General features: G+C 57.2%; 15 protein-coding genes. 11 read left to right on the top strand and 4 right to left on the bottom strand.

The features are described from left to right. Positions 1-52: 52 nt before the first annotated feature. From HKX44_RS09360 to phoB, 10 genes are all read left to right on the top strand, one after another. Positions 53-1,129: an iron ABC transporter permease gene (locus HKX44_RS09360; RefSeq protein ID WP_276151062.1), complete on the top strand. Its 1,077-nt coding sequence runs from the start codon at positions 53-55 to the stop codon at positions 1,127-1,129. Continuing rightward, positions 1,126-1,899 carry an ABC transporter ATP-binding protein gene (locus tag HKX44_RS09355; RefSeq protein WP_276151061.1) on the top strand — a complete coding sequence of 258 codons (774 nt, stop codon included), beginning with the start codon at positions 1,126-1,128 and terminating at the stop codon, positions 1,897-1,899. The genes HKX44_RS09360 and HKX44_RS09355 overlap by 4 nt, the downstream gene beginning before the upstream one ends. Continuing rightward, on the top strand, positions 1,883-2,359 hold the full coding sequence (locus HKX44_RS09350) for a pseudoazurin (RefSeq protein WP_276151060.1): 477 nt from the start codon (positions 1,883-1,885) through the stop codon (positions 2,357-2,359). Before HKX44_RS09355 ends, HKX44_RS09350 begins: the two co-directional genes overlap by 17 nt. Before the next feature lie 193 nt (positions 2,360-2,552). Beyond that, positions 2,553-3,602 (top strand): ATP-binding protein, encoded by a 1,050-nt coding sequence (locus HKX44_RS09345; protein ID WP_276151059.1) that lies wholly within the window; start codon positions 2,553-2,555, stop codon positions 3,600-3,602. Between the two features lie 106 nt (positions 3,603-3,708). Next, positions 3,709-4,740, top strand: a complete 1,032-nt coding sequence (locus tag HKX44_RS09340) for a substrate-binding domain-containing protein (protein ID WP_276151058.1) — start codon at positions 3,709-3,711, stop codon at positions 4,738-4,740. A 75-nt stretch (positions 4,741-4,815) separates the two neighbouring features. Next, positions 4,816-6,000 (top strand): phosphate ABC transporter permease subunit PstC, encoded by a 1,185-nt coding sequence (gene pstC / locus HKX44_RS09335; protein ID WP_276151057.1) that lies wholly within the window; start codon positions 4,816-4,818, stop codon positions 5,998-6,000. Then, positions 5,997-7,325, top strand: a complete 1,329-nt coding sequence (pstA, locus tag HKX44_RS09330; RefSeq protein ID WP_276151056.1) for a phosphate ABC transporter permease PstA — start codon at positions 5,997-5,999, stop codon at positions 7,323-7,325. The genes pstC and pstA overlap by 4 nt, the downstream gene beginning before the upstream one ends. 10 nt (positions 7,326-7,335) lie before the next feature. After that, a complete protein-coding gene (gene pstB / locus HKX44_RS09325; protein WP_276151055.1) occupies positions 7,336-8,136 on the top strand; it encodes a phosphate ABC transporter ATP-binding protein PstB in 801 nt (266 codons plus the stop codon). A 12-nt stretch (positions 8,137-8,148) separates the two neighbouring features. After that, on the top strand, positions 8,149-8,856 hold the full coding sequence (phoU, locus tag HKX44_RS09320) for a phosphate signaling complex protein PhoU (protein WP_276151054.1): 708 nt from the start codon (positions 8,149-8,151) through the stop codon (positions 8,854-8,856). A gap of 8 nt (positions 8,857-8,864) precedes the next feature. Then, positions 8,865-9,548, top strand: coding sequence for a phosphate regulon transcriptional regulator PhoB (gene phoB / locus HKX44_RS09315; protein ID WP_276151881.1), 684 nt, complete (start codon positions 8,865-8,867; stop codon positions 9,546-9,548). Positions 9,549-9,643: 95 nt separating this feature from the next. Here phoB and HKX44_RS09310 read toward each other — a convergent pair whose 3' ends face one another. The 3 genes from HKX44_RS09310 to doeA are packed head-to-tail and all read right to left on the bottom strand — an operon-like array spanning position 9,644 to position 13,238. Then, the gene (locus HKX44_RS09310; RefSeq protein WP_276151053.1) at positions 9,644-11,020 is read right to left on the bottom strand and encodes an aspartate aminotransferase family protein; all 1,377 of its coding nucleotides are present in this window, start codon (positions 11,018-11,020) and stop codon (positions 9,644-9,646) included. A gap of 28 nt (positions 11,021-11,048) precedes the next feature. Further along, positions 11,049-12,047, bottom strand: coding sequence for a N(2)-acetyl-L-2,4-diaminobutanoate deacetylase DoeB (doeB, locus tag HKX44_RS09305; RefSeq protein WP_276151052.1), 999 nt, complete (start codon positions 12,045-12,047; stop codon positions 11,049-11,051). A gap of 3 nt (positions 12,048-12,050) precedes the next feature. After that, the gene (gene doeA, locus HKX44_RS09300; RefSeq protein ID WP_276151051.1) at positions 12,051-13,238 is read right to left on the bottom strand and encodes an ectoine hydrolase DoeA; all 1,188 of its coding nucleotides are present in this window, start codon (positions 13,236-13,238) and stop codon (positions 12,051-12,053) included. 282 nt (positions 13,239-13,520) lie between these two features. Here doeA and HKX44_RS09295 point away from each other — a divergent pair, with 282 nt between their 5' ends. Further along, positions 13,521-13,862, top strand: a complete 342-nt coding sequence (locus HKX44_RS09295) for a hypothetical protein (protein ID WP_276151050.1) — start codon at positions 13,521-13,523, stop codon at positions 13,860-13,862. A gap of 62 nt (positions 13,863-13,924) precedes the next feature. Here the strand turns inward: HKX44_RS09295 and HKX44_RS09290 are convergent, their stop codons facing one another. Next, on the bottom strand, positions 13,925-15,070 hold the full coding sequence (locus HKX44_RS09290) for an iron-containing alcohol dehydrogenase (protein WP_276151049.1): 1,146 nt from the start codon (positions 15,068-15,070) through the stop codon (positions 13,925-13,927). Positions 15,071-15,072: the final 2 nt, after the last annotated feature.

Here is a 15,072-nt window from a genome sequence, read left to right as displayed (position 1 = left end):
CCAGGCCCACATGTCCTTACCCGCATGTGGGCCTGAAGAACCGGAGTATCCTATGACTGATCAAACCACTTTTTCCGGCCCCGATACTGCTCTGCTTGTCGATGCCTACAAACGTCGCAATCTGCGACGTGTCGGGTTGGTTGCTGGCGCTGCATTGATGCTGTGCGGCCTTATCGTGATTGACGTAATGACCGGCCCCGCCAATATGGGTTTTGGGCGCACCCTTGCGGTTATCCTTGATCCATCTATCGCCACGGTGAAAGAGCAGGTTGTGATCTGGCAGTTGCGCCTGCCGGTGGCACTGATGGCGGTCGCGGTTGGTGCCATGCTGGGGGTGGCAGGGGCAGAGATGCAGACGATTCTGAACAATCCGCTGGCGGATCCGTTTACATTGGGTCTGTCCTCGGCGGCGAGTTTTGGTGCCGCGCTGGCGATTGTTCTGGGCTGGTCTGTTGTGCCCGGCGTGGGCGGATTATTCGTGACAGCAAACGCTTTTGCGCTTGCGATGGTCACCTCCTGCTTCCTCTTTCTGTTCACGCGGTTGCGCGGCGTCACCCCCGAGGCGATGATCCTTGTTGGCATCGCCATGCTGTTCACCTTCAACGCGCTGTTGGCGTTCCTGCAATACGGGGCGTCGGAATTGCAGTTGGCGCAGTTGATCTTCTGGCAACTTGGCTCCCTTGCGCGGGCCTCATGGGCCAAGGTTGGCGTTTGCCTTGCGGTGCTGTTGATTGTGTTGCCCTATTTCATGAGCCGCTCTTGGGCGCTGACGGCGCTGCGCATGGGCGAGGACAAGGCGGCGGCCCTTGGTGTGAACGTGTCATTGCTGCGTCTGTCCGTGCTGGCCGGGGTGTCTTTGTTGTCGGCTGTGGCTGTGTCTTTTGTCGGTGCTGTCGCCTTTGTCGGTCTGGTAGGGCCGCATATCGCGCGGATGATTGTTGGTGAAGACCAGCGCGGATTCCTGCCGCTCTCCGCGCTTTGTGGGGCACTGATTCTCTCGGGCACCTCGATCGCGTCCAAGGCGATTACGCCGGGTATTATCTATCCGATTGGCATGATCACATCGCTGATCGGCATCCCGTTTTTCATCCTGCTTATTCTGGGGCAGCGCAAGAGGCACTGGCAATGACTGGCTTATATGTAAACGATCTGACTTTCGCCTACGGCACGCGCAAAGTCCTGACAGATCTTTCCTTTGCCCCTTTGGAACCGGGCAAGCTAACCGCGCTGATCGGCCCAAACGCGGCGGGAAAATCCACCCTGTTCCGGCTTATTGCGGGGCTGTCAAAGCCCGAGGCAGGCCGAGTGGTGCTGAACGGGCTGAACCTTGCAACGCTATCGACCCGTGAAAGGCTAAAGCGCATTTGTTTTATGCCACAGCATTTCTCGGCCAATGCAGCCCTGACAGTTTTTGATGTGGTGATGATGGCCCACAAGCAACTGCGCGGCTGGCGTGTCAGCGGGGATGACATGCAAACGGTGGCCGCGGTTCTGGCGCAAGCCGGGATTGGTCATCTGTCTGCGGCCTATGTCAGTGAACTCTCGGGGGGGCAGTCGCAGATGGTTTCGGTCGCGCAGGCGTTGATCCGCCGTTCCGATGTCTATCTGTTTGATGAACCCACTTCGGCGCTGGACCTGCGGCACCAGTTGGATGTGTTGACCCGCATGAAATCGGTCATGGCCGAGCGCCAGGCGATTGGCATCGTTGCCCTGCACGATCTGAACCTTGCCGCGCGCTATGCGGATCATCTGATCCTATTGGGGCAGGGTCGGATACTGGCACAGGGGCCGGCAGACAAGGTGCTGCGTTCTGACGCCATTTCACAAACCTATAAGGTCGAGGTCGAAACCAGCAGTGGCCCAAGAAAGGATCTGACTGTCCATGCATACGCGACGTAATTTTGTCCTCTCCCTTTCTGCGTTGGCGGCGGCCAGCACGGCTTGGGCCTGTCCGGTGCCAACAGCCGGCACAGGCGGAGCCCACGATGTTCTGATGTTGAATGCCGACTGCGGTGACAAGAACAAGCTGAACGTCTTTACCCCCGCTATCCTGCGCGTCGGGCAAGGGGACAGCGTGACCTTTGTGCCAACCGACAAGGGTCATAATTCTGCTTCCAAACGGGGCATGATCCCGGAAGGGGCCACCCCGTGGAATGGGGCCGTCGATGAAGTGTTGACGGTCCGGTTCACAGTACCGGGCGTCTATGGCTACCTTTGCCTGCCGCATTACGAGATGGGTATGGTTGGGTTGATTGTCGTCGGGGACGATGTGTCGAACCTTGCGCAGGTCAAAAAGGTTCGCCATGCGGGCAGCGCGCGCAAAGCGTTCCGCACTTTGCTGCAAGAACTGGACGCCTGAACAGCGGGGGCAGGCACTCTGCCGTTTGTACGGGCGTTTGTGTTCCTTGTTTGCCGCGTTGCGGGAAATCCTTGTGTGGAGGCGGCTCAACACCTTACCCGCGCTTGACAAAGAAAGGGCCAGTTGCTTTTGCTTTCGCAAGGTAGCCAAATTTACCCGCTTGGGCATTTTTGAACTCTCGAAAGGGCAACGGATGAACGACATTTCCGCCGGACCTCTTGTTTCTGCGCTGCCTTTTCCAACCCTTGTGATAGGGTCGGACCAGAAGGTCATCCATGCCAATGCCGCCGCTGCAGAGTTGTTGGGCGGGCAGGTTGTGAACCAGAACTTTGTCTTTTTGCTACGCCAGCCCGGCCTGATTGCCGCAATTGAAGATGCTGCTGCGACACTTGAAAAACGGGTCGGGAAATTTGCAACCACCGCCGGGCGCAGCGAAGTCCGGTTTGATGTGCATATCGCACCGGCAGACGGGAATTTGGTACTCACTTTCGAAGACACCTCGGAAGCCAAGGACCTTGCCTCGTTTCGACGCGATTTTGTCGCCAATGTCAGTCATGAACTGCGCACCCCGCTGGCGTCGGTTGTTGGGTTCATCGAAACCCTGCGCGGTGCTGCGCGCGACGACGCAGCTGCGCGCGACCGATTTCTTGACATCATGGAGCGCGAGGCAAGCCGGATGGCCGTTTTGGTGGATGACCTCTTGTCGCTCAGCCGGGTTGAGGAAAGCGAACGCAAACGCCCAACCACCGAAGTCGATATCGCTATGCTTGCCAATAGCGCGCTCAAACAACTTGATCCGTTGATCACGGCGGCCAAGGCAACCGTGACCTTTGAGGATCAGGGGCAGGGCGTCAAAGTCCTCGCTGATGAGGGGCAGATGCGGCAGGTCATTGGCAATCTGGTGGAAAACGCGATGCGATATGGTGCGCCCGCCGGAAACATCACGGTTGGCATCTACGGGCCAGCCTACGAGAGGCGATTGCGTCAGGAAGCGATCCGGCTGTCAGTGCGCGATGAGGGTGAGGGGATTGCGGCCCACCACTTGCCGCGCCTTGCAGAACGATTCTATCGGGTTGATTCTCATCGCTCGCGCGAGGTTGGCGGCACCGGTTTGGGCCTCGCCATCGTAAAACACATCGTTCACCGCCATCGCGGGCACCTTTTAATCGAGAGTATCGAAGGAAAAGGCAGCACTTTTACAGTTATTTTGCCAGTTTCTGACGTAAAGCCCGCGCTGTCATAAAACTCTTACAAAACTGTCACAAAAGCTTGTTCGAACACCGGCAAAAGCCGCAGCAGAGGCCGCGTGATGCGCACGGGTCTATGACTGGCAGACAGGAGCTTTTTAGATGTCCCTCATGAAAACGACCGCCACCACATTGGCGCTGACTTTGGTTTCGACAGCGGCTTTTGCACGTGACAACGTGCAAGTGGCGGGGTCTTCAACCGTTCTTCCTTACGCGGCGATTGTTGCCGAAGCTTTTGGCGAGAACTTCGAATTTCCAACGCCGGTTGTTGAATCCGGTGGCTCTTCTGCGGGCCTCAAGCGCTTCTGTGAAGGTGTTGGCGAGAACACAATTGATATCGCGAACGCGTCGCGCAAAATCAAAAGCAAAGAAGTGAAAGCCTGTGCGGAAGCCGGTGTTACAAACATCATCGAAGTGCGCATTGGGTATGACGGCATCGTTTTTGCTTCCGACATCAACGGCAACAGCTTTGAGTTCACACCAGCCGACTGGTATCTTGCCCTTGCTGCTGAAACACCAAAAGACGGCGCGATGGTTGCGAACACAACTGCAAGCTGGTCTGCGGTAAACCCAGCATTCCCCGATCAGCCCATTCAGGCCTTCATTCCGGGCACCAAGCACGGGACACGCGAAGTGTTCGAGGAAAAAGTGATCCTTGCGGGCTGTGAAGAATCTGGTGCAATGGCGCAGATTATGGAAATCAACGGCGGCGACGAAGACGCGGCCGAGGGGACCTGCATGGCGATCCGCACCGATGGCCGCTCGGTTGATATCGACGGCGATTACACCGAAACACTGGCCCGCATTCAGGCGGACGCCAACGGCATCGGCGTATTTGGTCTGGCCTTCTACGAAAACAACACCGACAAATTGCAGGTTGCAACCATGTCCGGTGTCCAGCCAACAACCGACAGCATTGCTGCGGGTGACTATCCTGTGTCACGTCCGCTGTATTTCTACATCAAAGCAGACCACATCGGTGTCGTGCCGGGCGTCAAAGAATTCGCAGAATTCTTCGTTTCCGACGACATGGCCGGCCCTGACGGCCCCCTGGCAGAGTACGGCCTTGTGTCTGACCCGGCTTTGGCCGAAGTGCAGGAAACTGTCACAAATGAAGTTGTGATGAACAAGTAATCTGCTTGTCATGAAATCCAGACGAGGGGCCCGCCGCGGCCCCTCGTTTTCAAACCAGATAAAGGCCAAATAGCGATGTCGCTTTCACTGTCCGTGCTGCTTGCAATCGCGCTAAGTGCCACTGCATTTCTCATGGCTCCGCGCCGTGCGTTGAACCTGGTCTCTGGCGACCGCCGCCAGCTTGCCTCGCTTCCCAAACAATTCGGCTTAAGTGCCGGATTGACGGTTTTCCTTCCGGCCATGCTGATTGCCTTGGTTGGTGGTTTGGGTGGTTTCTCGACAACCATTCTGCCCTACATCGTGATCGCCGTTGCTGTTGTTGCTCTGGTCGTGTCAGTCTGGCAGAGCCGTCCTGATTTCATCGCCCGAAACCGCGCGGAAAGCCTGATCACACTTGTGCTGATCGCCGCCTCCGGTGTCGCAATCCTGACCACTGTCGGCATCGTTATGTCGATGCTGTTCGAAACTACCAATTTCTTTCAGGACTATAACTGGAAAGACTTTTTCTTTTCAACGGAATGGTCCCCAAACTTTCGCGGTGACAGCGCGCTGGGCATCTTGCCACTGCTCTGGGGTACGCTCTACATCAGTTTTATTGCGCTGCTTTTCGCTGTGCCAATCGGTTTGTTTGCCGCGATTTACCTTTCTGAATACGCCGGCCCGCGCCTGCGCTCTTTTGCCAAACCGGCGATTGAAATCCTGGCCGGTATTCCCACCATTGTGTATGGTTTGTTTGCGCTGGTTACTGTTGGTCCGTTCTTGCGCGATTATTTCGCGACCCCGATGGGGTTCGGCCAAAGCGCGTCATCTGTGCTGACGGCGGGGCTGGTTATGGGGGTGATGTTGATCCCTTTTGTCAGTTCGCTGTCCGATGACATCTTTAACGCCGTCCCTCAGACCCTGCGCGACGGCTCGTTGGGGCTGGGGGCCACGAACTCGGAAACCATCCGGCAGGTTGTTGTGCCCGCCGCCCTTCCGGGCATCGTCGGCGCAGTCCTGCTGGCCGCGTCGCGTGCGATTGGTGAAACCATGATTGTGGTTCTGGGAGCAGGGGCCGCCGCGCGCCTATCACTCAACCCGTTCGAAGCGATGACAACGGTGACCGTTAAAATCGTAAGCCAGCTTACCGGCGATACTGACTTTGCGTCGCCTGAAACCCTTGTCGCCTTTGCCCTTGGTCTAACTCTGTTTGTCATCACCTTGGGGCTGAATGTCTTTGCGCTTTATATCGTGCGCAAATATCGGGAGCAGTACGAATGAGCTATCCAAGCAACTCCCTGTTGAGGGTTGATGACCGCATTCGCAAACGCAACGCCGCCGAGACCCGTTTCAAGGCTTACGGTATCACGGCCATTGTCATCGCTGTTCTGGCGCTGGCGGTGCTGTTGACCTCGGTACTGGGCAGCGGGTTGAGCGCCTTTCGCCAGACCTATCTGACGGTCAACGTGCAACTGCCCGAAGCCAAACTGGATAAATCCGGCGTTCGCGATCCGGCTGTGATGCGCAAGGTGACCACCATTGGCTATGCATCGCTGCTGCGCGACGGGCTGCTGGACACCATGCAAGACGCTGGTATCACCACCCAGATGTCCAAAAAGGACGTAGCCAAGCTGATTTCAAAAGAAGCGCCGGCGACTGTGCGCAATCATGTTCTGGCGAACCCGGAAGTGATCGGTACCACCATGACCTTTGATCTGCTGGCCCAAGGTCGGATCGACGGGTTTTTCAAGGGGCGCGTAACCCTGGAAAGTGCTGCCCTTGACGGCAATACCTCGCCTGAGGCGCTGATGCTGGCGCAGGAGCTGAAAGAGGCCGGGCTGCTGGAGACCCGACTGAATTGGGATTTTCTGATTGCACCGGATGCTTCGGACCAACGTCCCGAGGCGGCAGGGCTGGGTGTTGCCATCCTAGGCTCGCTCTACATGATGCTGGTGGTTCTGGTTCTGGCACTGCCCATCGGGGTTGCCTCTTCTATCTATCTTGAGGAATTTGCACCGAAGAACCGCTGGACCGATCTGATCGAGGTCAACATCTCGAACCTCGCGGCGGTACCGTCGATTGTTTACGGTATTCTTGGGCTGGCGATTTTCATCAACTTCATGGAGCTTAACCAATCCTCACCACTGGTTGGCGGGCTGGTTCTGACCCTGATGACCCTGCCCACAATCATCATCTCAACGCGGGCCTCGCTTAAATCCGTACCCCCTTCGATCCGCGATGCGGCACTTGGCGTCGGGGCGTCAAAGATGCAGGCGGTCTTCCACCACGTTCTGCCGCTCGCTGCCCCAGGCATTCTGACCGGGACCATCATTGGTCTTGCTCAGGCACTGGGCGAAACCGCGCCACTCTTGTTGATTGGTATGGTTGCCTTTGTGCGCGAATATCCCGCGGCCTTTTCACCGGATGCCGGATTGTTTGGCGAAGCCTCAACCGCACTGCCGGTTCAGATTTACAACTGGACCCAGCGCGCCGACCCCGGGTTTGTTGAGCGCGCCTCGGGGGCGATTATCACTCTGCTGGTGTTCCTGTTTATCATGAACATCATCGCAATCATGTTGCGCCGTAAATTCGAACGCCGTTGGTAGGATAAAGAACATGTTAGATCACAATCGTATGGACCTTGAAATGCACACCCAAACCAAAGTGAAGATCAGCGCCAAAGATGTGCAGGTTCACTACGGCGACACCCATGCCATCAAAGATGTAAATGTCGAGATTGAAGACAACGCCGTTACGGCCTTCATCGGCCCGTCGGGCTGCGGGAAATCGACGTTTCTGCGGTGTATCAACCGGATGAACGACACAATCGACATTTGTCGGGTTCAAGGTGACATCCGTATCGACAACGAAGACATCTATGACCGGCGCGTCGATCCTGTGCAGTTGCGCGCGAAGGTCGGCATGGTGTTCCAGAAACCGAACCCATTTCCGAAATCAATCTATGACAACGTCGCGTATGGGCCGCGAATTCACGGGCTTGCCAACAACAAATCCGAGATGGATCAGATTGTCGAACGCGCCCTGCGCCGTGGTGCCATCTGGGACGAGGTCAAAGACCGGCTGCATGCGCCGGGCACGGGCCTGTCCGGCGGGCAGCAACAGCGCTTGTGTATTGCCCGTGCCGTGGCCACCGAACCACAGGTGCTGTTGATGGATGAACCCTGTTCTGCGCTGGACCCGATCGCAACGGCGCAGGTCGAGGAGTTGATCTCGGACCTGAGCAAAAATTACTGTGTGGTTATCGTGACCCACTCGATGCAACAGGCCGCACGGGTCAGCCAGAAAACCGCCTTTTTCCACCTTGGGCATCTGGTTGAGTACGGCGATACCGACAAGATTTTCACCAACCCCGAAGACCCACGCACGGAAAGCTATATTTCCGGGCGGATCGGCTAAGGAGCGCACGTCATGAAAGAACATATCTCATCAGCCTATGACCGTGACCTTGAAGGTCTCATTATGCTGATCATGAAAATGGGCGGGCTGGTTGAAGAGGCCATTCTGGATGCCGCCAAGTCATTGGAACGTCAGGATATTGAGTTGGCCGAAACAGTGCGCCTCAAGGACAAGGCGATTGATGCGCTGGAACTTGAGGTCAATGACGTCGCAGCGACAGTGATTGCATTGCGGGCACCGGTGTCCAAGGATTTGCGCGTCATCCTGACCGTGCTGCGCCTCGCAGCCAGCCTTGAGCGGATTGGCGATTACGCCAAAAACATCGCAAAGCGCACATCGGCACTGAACGACATGCCGAATTCGGCCAGCTCGAATTCTTCGTTGCGCCGGATGTCGCGCGAGGTGCAGGTGATGCTGAAAGATGTGCTGGACGCATTTGTCCGCAAGGATGCGGAAATCGCCGAGGATGTGCGCCAGCGCGATCAGGAAGTAGATCAGATGTACAACGCCCTGTTCCGCGAGTTCCTGACCTTTATGATGGAAGACCCGCGCCAGATCACCTCCTGCATGCATCTGCACTTCATGGCCAAGAACATCGAACGCATGGGAGACCTGACCACCAATATGGCCGAACAGGTGATCTATCTTGTGACTGGCGAAATGCCTGAAGAGGACCGGCCCAAGTCGGATAGCACCGCCTATCTCAGCACATTGGACTAAGGGAACGCATCGTGCAGCCACATGTTTTGATCGTTGAGGATGAACCCGCGCAGCGCGAGGTCTTGCGTTACAACATCGAGGCCGAAGGGTGTCGTGTGACTCAGGCCTGCGATGGCGAAGAGGGGTTGATCTGCGTCAAGGAAGACCTGCCTGATGTGATTGTTCTGGATTGGATGATGCCGCGCCTGTCGGGTATTGAAGTGTGTCGCCGCCTGAAGGCAAGCCCGGCGACACGCGCCATTCCGGTGATCATGTTGTCGGCCAAATCCGAGGATATCGACAAGGTGCGTGGCCTTGAAACGGGAGCGGATGATTACGTGATCAAACCCTATTCGGTGGCAGAGCTGATGGCCCGCATCCGGGGCCAGCTGCGCCGTGTGCGTCCGACCACCGTCGGGGAAACCCTGTCGTTTGAGGATATCGTGCTGGATGCAGAGACCCATCGGGTGACCCGCGCGGGGGATGACATCAAGCTTGGCCCGACAGAGTTTCGTTTGCTCAGCACATTGATTGAAAAACCCGGGCGTGTGTGGACTCGCGAACAATTGCTAGATCGTGTCTGGGGGTTGGACAACTATGTGGACACACGCACGGTTGACGTTCATGTGGGGCGTTTGCGCAAGGCCTTGAGTGGCCGCAAGGGCGGCGACCCGATCCGCACTGTGCGCGGCACTGGCTACGCACTGGGATAGCTGCAATAGCGCCAGCCAGCCAGCCGCCGGTTTTCACTGGTGGCTGGTCTAAGGCTTTTCGAATTTCCCGCGCGATACGTGCGTAGAATCGGTCTTTACGAACCCAATACGCTGTCAACTGCGCGCACTGTTGCGGCAACGATGGTGTCCACCTCTTCGCGGCTCAGGCAGAAGGGCGGGGCAAAGCCCAGAATGTCGCCCTGTGGCATGGCGCGGGCAATCACCTTGTCCTGTGCCAGCAGGGCGGCGGACAACTGCGGGCCGATCTTGTCTGCCGGATCAAAGAAACCTCGGCTGTCCTTGTCTTTCACAAATTCAACCGCACAGAGCAGTCCCGTCCCGCGTACATCTCCGACATTGGGGTGATCTGCCAATGCCTCTTTCATGCTGGCATTCAGATAGGCCCCAACCTCGCCCGCATTGGTCATCAGGCCCAGATCATCAATCAATTTCAGGTTCGCCACCCCAGCGGCCGCACCAATCGGGTGGGCGGAGTAGGTCCAGCCGTGACCGATCGGGCCGTTCTCATCAGTGCCTTGTTCCAACACCTTCCACATCCGATCCCCGATGATAGAGCCGGACAGGGGGGCATAGGCTGATGTCAGCCCCTTGGCGATGGTGATGATGTCGGCTTCCAGCCCGTATTTGTCAGAACCGAACATGGTGCCTAATCGGCCAAAGCCGGTGACCACTTCGTCCACGATCAACAGGATGTCGTGCTTCTTCAGCACGGCCTGTATCGCCGGCCAGTACCCTTTGGGCGGCGGCACGATACCACCCGTGCCCAGCACCGGCTCCCCGATGAAAGCGGCAATGGTGTCGGCCCCCTCCCGGGCAATAAGGTCTTCCAGATCGGCCACGCAAGCTGCGGTAAACTGTTCTTCGGTCTGGCTCAGGTCATCGCGGCGGAAAAAGTCGGGTGCCAGTGTATGTTTGACCTGATCAATCGGCAGATCGAATTTCTTGTGAAACAGCTCCAGCCCGGTCAGCGAACCCGTCACAATGCCGGACCCATGATAGCCACGCCACCGCGAGATGATCTTTTTCTTTTCGGGGCGGCCAAGGATGTTGTTGTAATACCAGACCAATTTAACGTTTGTTTCATTCGCGTCCGATCCGCCAAGACCGAAATAGACTTTGGACATATTGGCGGGCGCGCGGTCCAAAATCATCTTCGATAGGGTGATCGACGCCTCGGTGCCGTGGCCCACATAGGAATGGTAATAGGCCAGCTCATGCGCTTGCGCGGCAATCGCCTCGGCAATTTCGCGGCGTCCGTATCCGACGTTAACACAATACAGCCCGGCAAAGGCATCCAGCAGCCTGTTACCGTCGCGATCTTCGATATGTACACCGCTTGCGGTCTTGATCACCCGCGACGGGCTTTCGCCGCGCGCATGTTGTGCCAGATGTGTCGAGGGGTGAAAAAAGTTGTCGCGGTCCCATTGATCCAGCTGGTCGTTCTTTAGCATGTCTACTCCTTTGGCCCTGGGGGGCGATTTAATCTGCGTCGATGCGATGGCCAACAACAGCCATACAATCCCCGGATTTGATTAATCCCGGGAAGTGGCGGCTGATCAGCAGGCCGGTTGTTTTGGCTTTGTATTCAAGGGCCGGCACACCCGTGCGGTCCACCGGCCAGATGCGGGCAATTACGTCACCCTGGGTCACGTCCTCGCCCAGATCGACCATCGGTTCGAACAAGCCATCGTGTTGCGCCAAGACAAAGCAATCCCCGTCAGGCATGTCAATGTTGACGGTTGGTTCCAATTGTATCTCGCCCTGTAAAATCCCCGCGTGGATCAACAGGTTGCGCAAACCTCTCTTGGCGATAGCTATGGATTTTGCACTTGCCGAACCGCCCCCACCCAATTCGGTTGAAACAAAGGTTTTGCCCATGGCCTCGGCGGCGGTATCGTACATGCCGACGTTGTCGATCTCCAACATCATCACCGAAAAGGGTGCGTTGAAGGCCTGCATCGCGTCATAACAGGCGGCCTGTTGCGCGGTATCCTCTAATACATGGGCCGCAGCGAAAGGCAGGAAATCAAGCGTCTTGCCGCCGGAATGAAAATCCAGAACGATATCGCTTTGCGGCAGGAGAACTCGCCGAAAGTAATCGGCAATTTTCTGGGTGACCGTGCCGTCAGCGGTGCCGGGAAATGATCGGTTTAGATTGCCTTGGTCGATGGGCGAGGTCCGCGTGCCGGCGCAATAGGCCGGATAATTGAAGGCAGGTACGATGATCACCCGTCCGGTGATGTCACTTGGCTGTAAAGTCACGGTCAGTTCTTGCAGCGCCACCGGTCCCTCGTATTCATCCCCGTGGTTGGCGCCGGTCAACAGGGCCGTTGGCCCCTCGCCATTCTTCACAACCGTGATCGGGATCATGATTGCCCCCCATGCGCTATCGTCGCGGCTATAGGGCAGGCGCAGAAAGCCGTGGTGGACGCCATCCACATCCAGCGGGATTGTCGGTTCAATCGGGGAGGGCTTCATCGCTTAGTCCTTTACCACCATCCTGCGCGGGACATCGGCCAGACATTCCGGCCCGTCCATACCAATGCGTATGCTTTCCGTGATCTCAAAGCCCCAGTCTTCCATCCACAGGCCAGTCATGAAGTGGAAGGTCATGTTTTCTTGTAGAACCGTTGTGTCGCCAGGGCGCAGCGACATCGTGCGCTCGCCCCAGTCAGGGGGATAGCTGACTCCGATGGGATAGCCGGTGCGGTTGTCCTTGGTGATGCCATGTTTCTTCAGTACCTTGAAAAAGGCCAGAGCAATATCCTCGCAGGTATTGCCGACACGTGCTTTTTCCATGCCCGCTTCCATGCCCTCCAACACCGCCTTTTCCGCGTCTATAAACGTCTGTGTCGGCTTGCCCAGAAACACTGTGCGCGACAAAGGGCAGTGATAACGTTTCACCACGCCTGCAATTTCAAAGAACGTCCCTTCACCGGCTCTCATCGGCTGGTCGTCCCATGTCAGATGCGGGGCAGAGGCATCGGCACCTGATGGCAAAAGCGGCACCAGCGCGGGGTAATCCCCGCCTGCGCCGATTTCGGGATCATAGCGCAAGGCCGCGTCATAAATCTCGGCCACCAGATCACATTTGCGCATTCCCACTTCGACCTTGTCAACAATGCGCTCATGCATCCGGCCAACGATCTTGCCGGCCTGACGCATCAGGGCCAGTTCGGCCTCGGATTTCACCGCGCGTTGCCAGTTGACCAGCCCCGTGGCATCCTGAAAGGAGACATTTGGCAAACTCGATTGCAGGGCGGCAAAAGCCGCCGCCGAGAACCAGTAATTGTCCATCTCGACACCGATAACCCCCTTGCCCAAACCACGATCGGTCAGTTGTGCGGACAGGTATTGCATTGGGTGCCGTTCGGTGGATTGTACATAGTGATCGGGATAGCCAAGGATATTGTCCGGCTGCATGAAGCAGGTGCGCAATGCCCCGTTTGCATCCTGTCCGCGCCCGAACCAGATCGGCTCCCCGTGCAGCGGCAGAACCACACATTGATGAACGTAAAACGACCACCCGTCATAGCCGGTTAGCCAGTTCATGTTTGACGGATCAGACACGAGTAAAAGGTCGATCCCGCGGTTTTGCATCTGGGTGCGTGTGGCCGCGATGCGGGTGTTAAACTCTGCGTGCGAAAAGTGGAGTAGGGGTGTCGGCATAGGCTTCTCCGGTGGCGAATTTATGCATGGTCGTGAACGCAGGCTCTGTCGCCTTGGACCGCATATCAGTGCAGGCTAGGGGGCTGCTGGGAAGCATCTTTTCTATCCGCGACATCTTTATGTCGCGGGATGGCGCTAACGGAAGGTCAAATGGGAACCGTTTGCCTGGGGGCATGGCTCTTCGGTCACGCTTGACTCTGGCGGGGTGCCCAACGAAGAGGGCAAAGCAGCGAAAGGCACCAAATGCGCGCGATCTTCATGTTTCAACTCTAGATTATTCAGATGCGATTAAAAGCTATTGACGCGATAGAGCAGCGCATTGCCACGGCGGTGAGCGAGAAAGGCCTGCCTATGGAGCAGGCGCTTGCCGAGGTTTGTTGGCAGGATGGTGACCTATGTGTGGATGTCGTGATGCTGGCGGCGGTGTCTGTGATCATCCGGTTGGATGATTTCGCCGGATTTAACGCTGAGAACACCATTGCTGCATCCTTGGCACGACATCGGGTGTTTGCCGCATTTGCGGCGGATGTGGCGTTGATTTCTGGCAAGCCGCGCAATTGCCGGTCCTTGCAAGAGGTGTGGCGGGAAACCGGCGACCGAATGTTTGCGCCCTCGCAGGGGTGATGCCGGCAGCTGCAAAAAAACCGGCTGAGTGAACAGCCGGTTTTCACGGTGGAAACTGATTGTTACAGGCAGGCCAACAAGAGTTTGGTGGTATTCTCGCGGGTCATTTCAACCGGATTGCCGCCGGTGCTGGGATCCTTGAGTGCCCCGGCCACAATCCTTTCGACGTCGGCGTTTTCGACCCCCAGACCGGCAAGGGTTTTGGGAATACCAAGCGACGCGTTCAAATTGTCGACATAGTCACAAAACCCGTCAAAGCCCCCGGAAATGCCGAGATAGTTGGCGGCATCTCCCATACGTTCTGTGATGGCGGGCCTATTGAATTGCAAGACCGCTGGCATACAGACCGCGTTGGTTGAACCGTGGTGCGTGTGATGGATCGCACCAATTGGATGGGACAGGGCGTGAATTGCGCCCAACCCCTTTTGGAATGCCGTCGCCCCCATGGCCGCGGCGGACATCATATGCGCGCGCGCTTCGATGTCGGTGCCGTTGGCATAGGCGCGGGGCAGGTAGTCTTTGACCAACCGCATACCCTCCAGCGCCATGCCCTGCGACATGGGATGGTAATGCGGCGAACAGAAGGCCTCGACACAATGGGCAAAGGCATCCAGTCCGGTGCCCGCTGTGATGAAAGGTGGCATACCGACGGTCAACTCTGGATCACAGATCACAACTGTGGGCAGGAATTTCGGGTGAAAGATGATCTTTTTCTCTTCGGTGACCGAATTGGTGATGACGCTGGCGCGGCCCACTTCCGATCCTGTGCCCGCCGTTGTCGGCACGGCGACAATCGGTGCGATGGCATCCGCGTCCGCACGGGTCCACCAATCGCCGATGTCTTCGAAGTCCCACAGCGGACGGGTCTGACCGGCAAGGAAAGCGACCAGCTTGCCCAGATCAAGACCGGAGCCACCGCCAAAAGCGATCACACCGTCATGGCCGCCCTCGTTAAAGGCTTTCACGCCAGCCTCGGCGTTTTTCTCGTTTGGGTTCGGGTCAACATCCGCGAATATGGCGCGGCCAAGGCCAGCGGCCTCCAGCAGATCGAGCGTGCGAGTGGTGATCTCCATCGAGGCAAGGCCGCGGTCGGTGACCAGCAGGGGTTTTTTGATGCCCGCAGCGGCGCAGGCATCTGCGATTTCAGAGATACGGCCAGCACCGAAACGGATGGCGGTGGGGTAGGACCAGTTTGCAGTGATGCTCATGG

The organism is Sulfitobacter sp. M05, assembly GCF_029285175.1.
Classification (GTDB): domain Bacteria; phylum Pseudomonadota; class Alphaproteobacteria; order Rhodobacterales; family Rhodobacteraceae; genus Sulfitobacter.
This window is presented reverse-complemented; position numbering and strand designations above follow the sequence as displayed.

Coding starts and splice junctions, on each gene's coding strand:
- HKX44_RS09295 (WP_276151050.1), top strand. CDS start 13,521: ATGCGATTAAAAGCTATTGACGCGATAGAGCAGCGCATTGCCACGGCG.
- doeA (WP_276151051.1), bottom strand. CDS start 13,238: ATGCCGACACCCCTACTCCACTTTTCGCACGCAGAGTTTAACACCCGC.
- doeB (WP_276151052.1), bottom strand. CDS start 12,047: ATGAAGCCCTCCCCGATTGAACCGACAATCCCGCTGGATGTGGATGGC.
- pstA (WP_276151056.1), top strand. CDS start 5,997: ATGAGCTATCCAAGCAACTCCCTGTTGAGGGTTGATGACCGCATTCGC.
- pstB (WP_276151055.1), top strand. CDS start 7,336: ATGTTAGATCACAATCGTATGGACCTTGAAATGCACACCCAAACCAAA.
- HKX44_RS09355 (WP_276151061.1), top strand. CDS start 1,126: ATGACTGGCTTATATGTAAACGATCTGACTTTCGCCTACGGCACGCGC.
- HKX44_RS09290 (WP_276151049.1), bottom strand. CDS start 15,070: ATGAGCATCACTGCAAACTGGTCCTACCCCACCGCCATCCGTTTCGGT.
- pstC (WP_276151057.1), top strand. CDS start 4,816: ATGTCGCTTTCACTGTCCGTGCTGCTTGCAATCGCGCTAAGTGCCACT.
- phoU (WP_276151054.1), top strand. CDS start 8,149: ATGAAAGAACATATCTCATCAGCCTATGACCGTGACCTTGAAGGTCTC.
- HKX44_RS09345 (WP_276151059.1), top strand. CDS start 2,553: ATGAACGACATTTCCGCCGGACCTCTTGTTTCTGCGCTGCCTTTTCCA.
- HKX44_RS09310 (WP_276151053.1), bottom strand. CDS start 11,020: ATGCTAAAGAACGACCAGCTGGATCAATGGGACCGCGACAACTTTTTT.
- HKX44_RS09360 (WP_276151062.1), top strand. CDS start 53: ATGACTGATCAAACCACTTTTTCCGGCCCCGATACTGCTCTGCTTGTC.
- HKX44_RS09340 (WP_276151058.1), top strand. CDS start 3,709: ATGTCCCTCATGAAAACGACCGCCACCACATTGGCGCTGACTTTGGTT.
- HKX44_RS09350 (WP_276151060.1), top strand. CDS start 1,883: ATGCATACGCGACGTAATTTTGTCCTCTCCCTTTCTGCGTTGGCGGCG.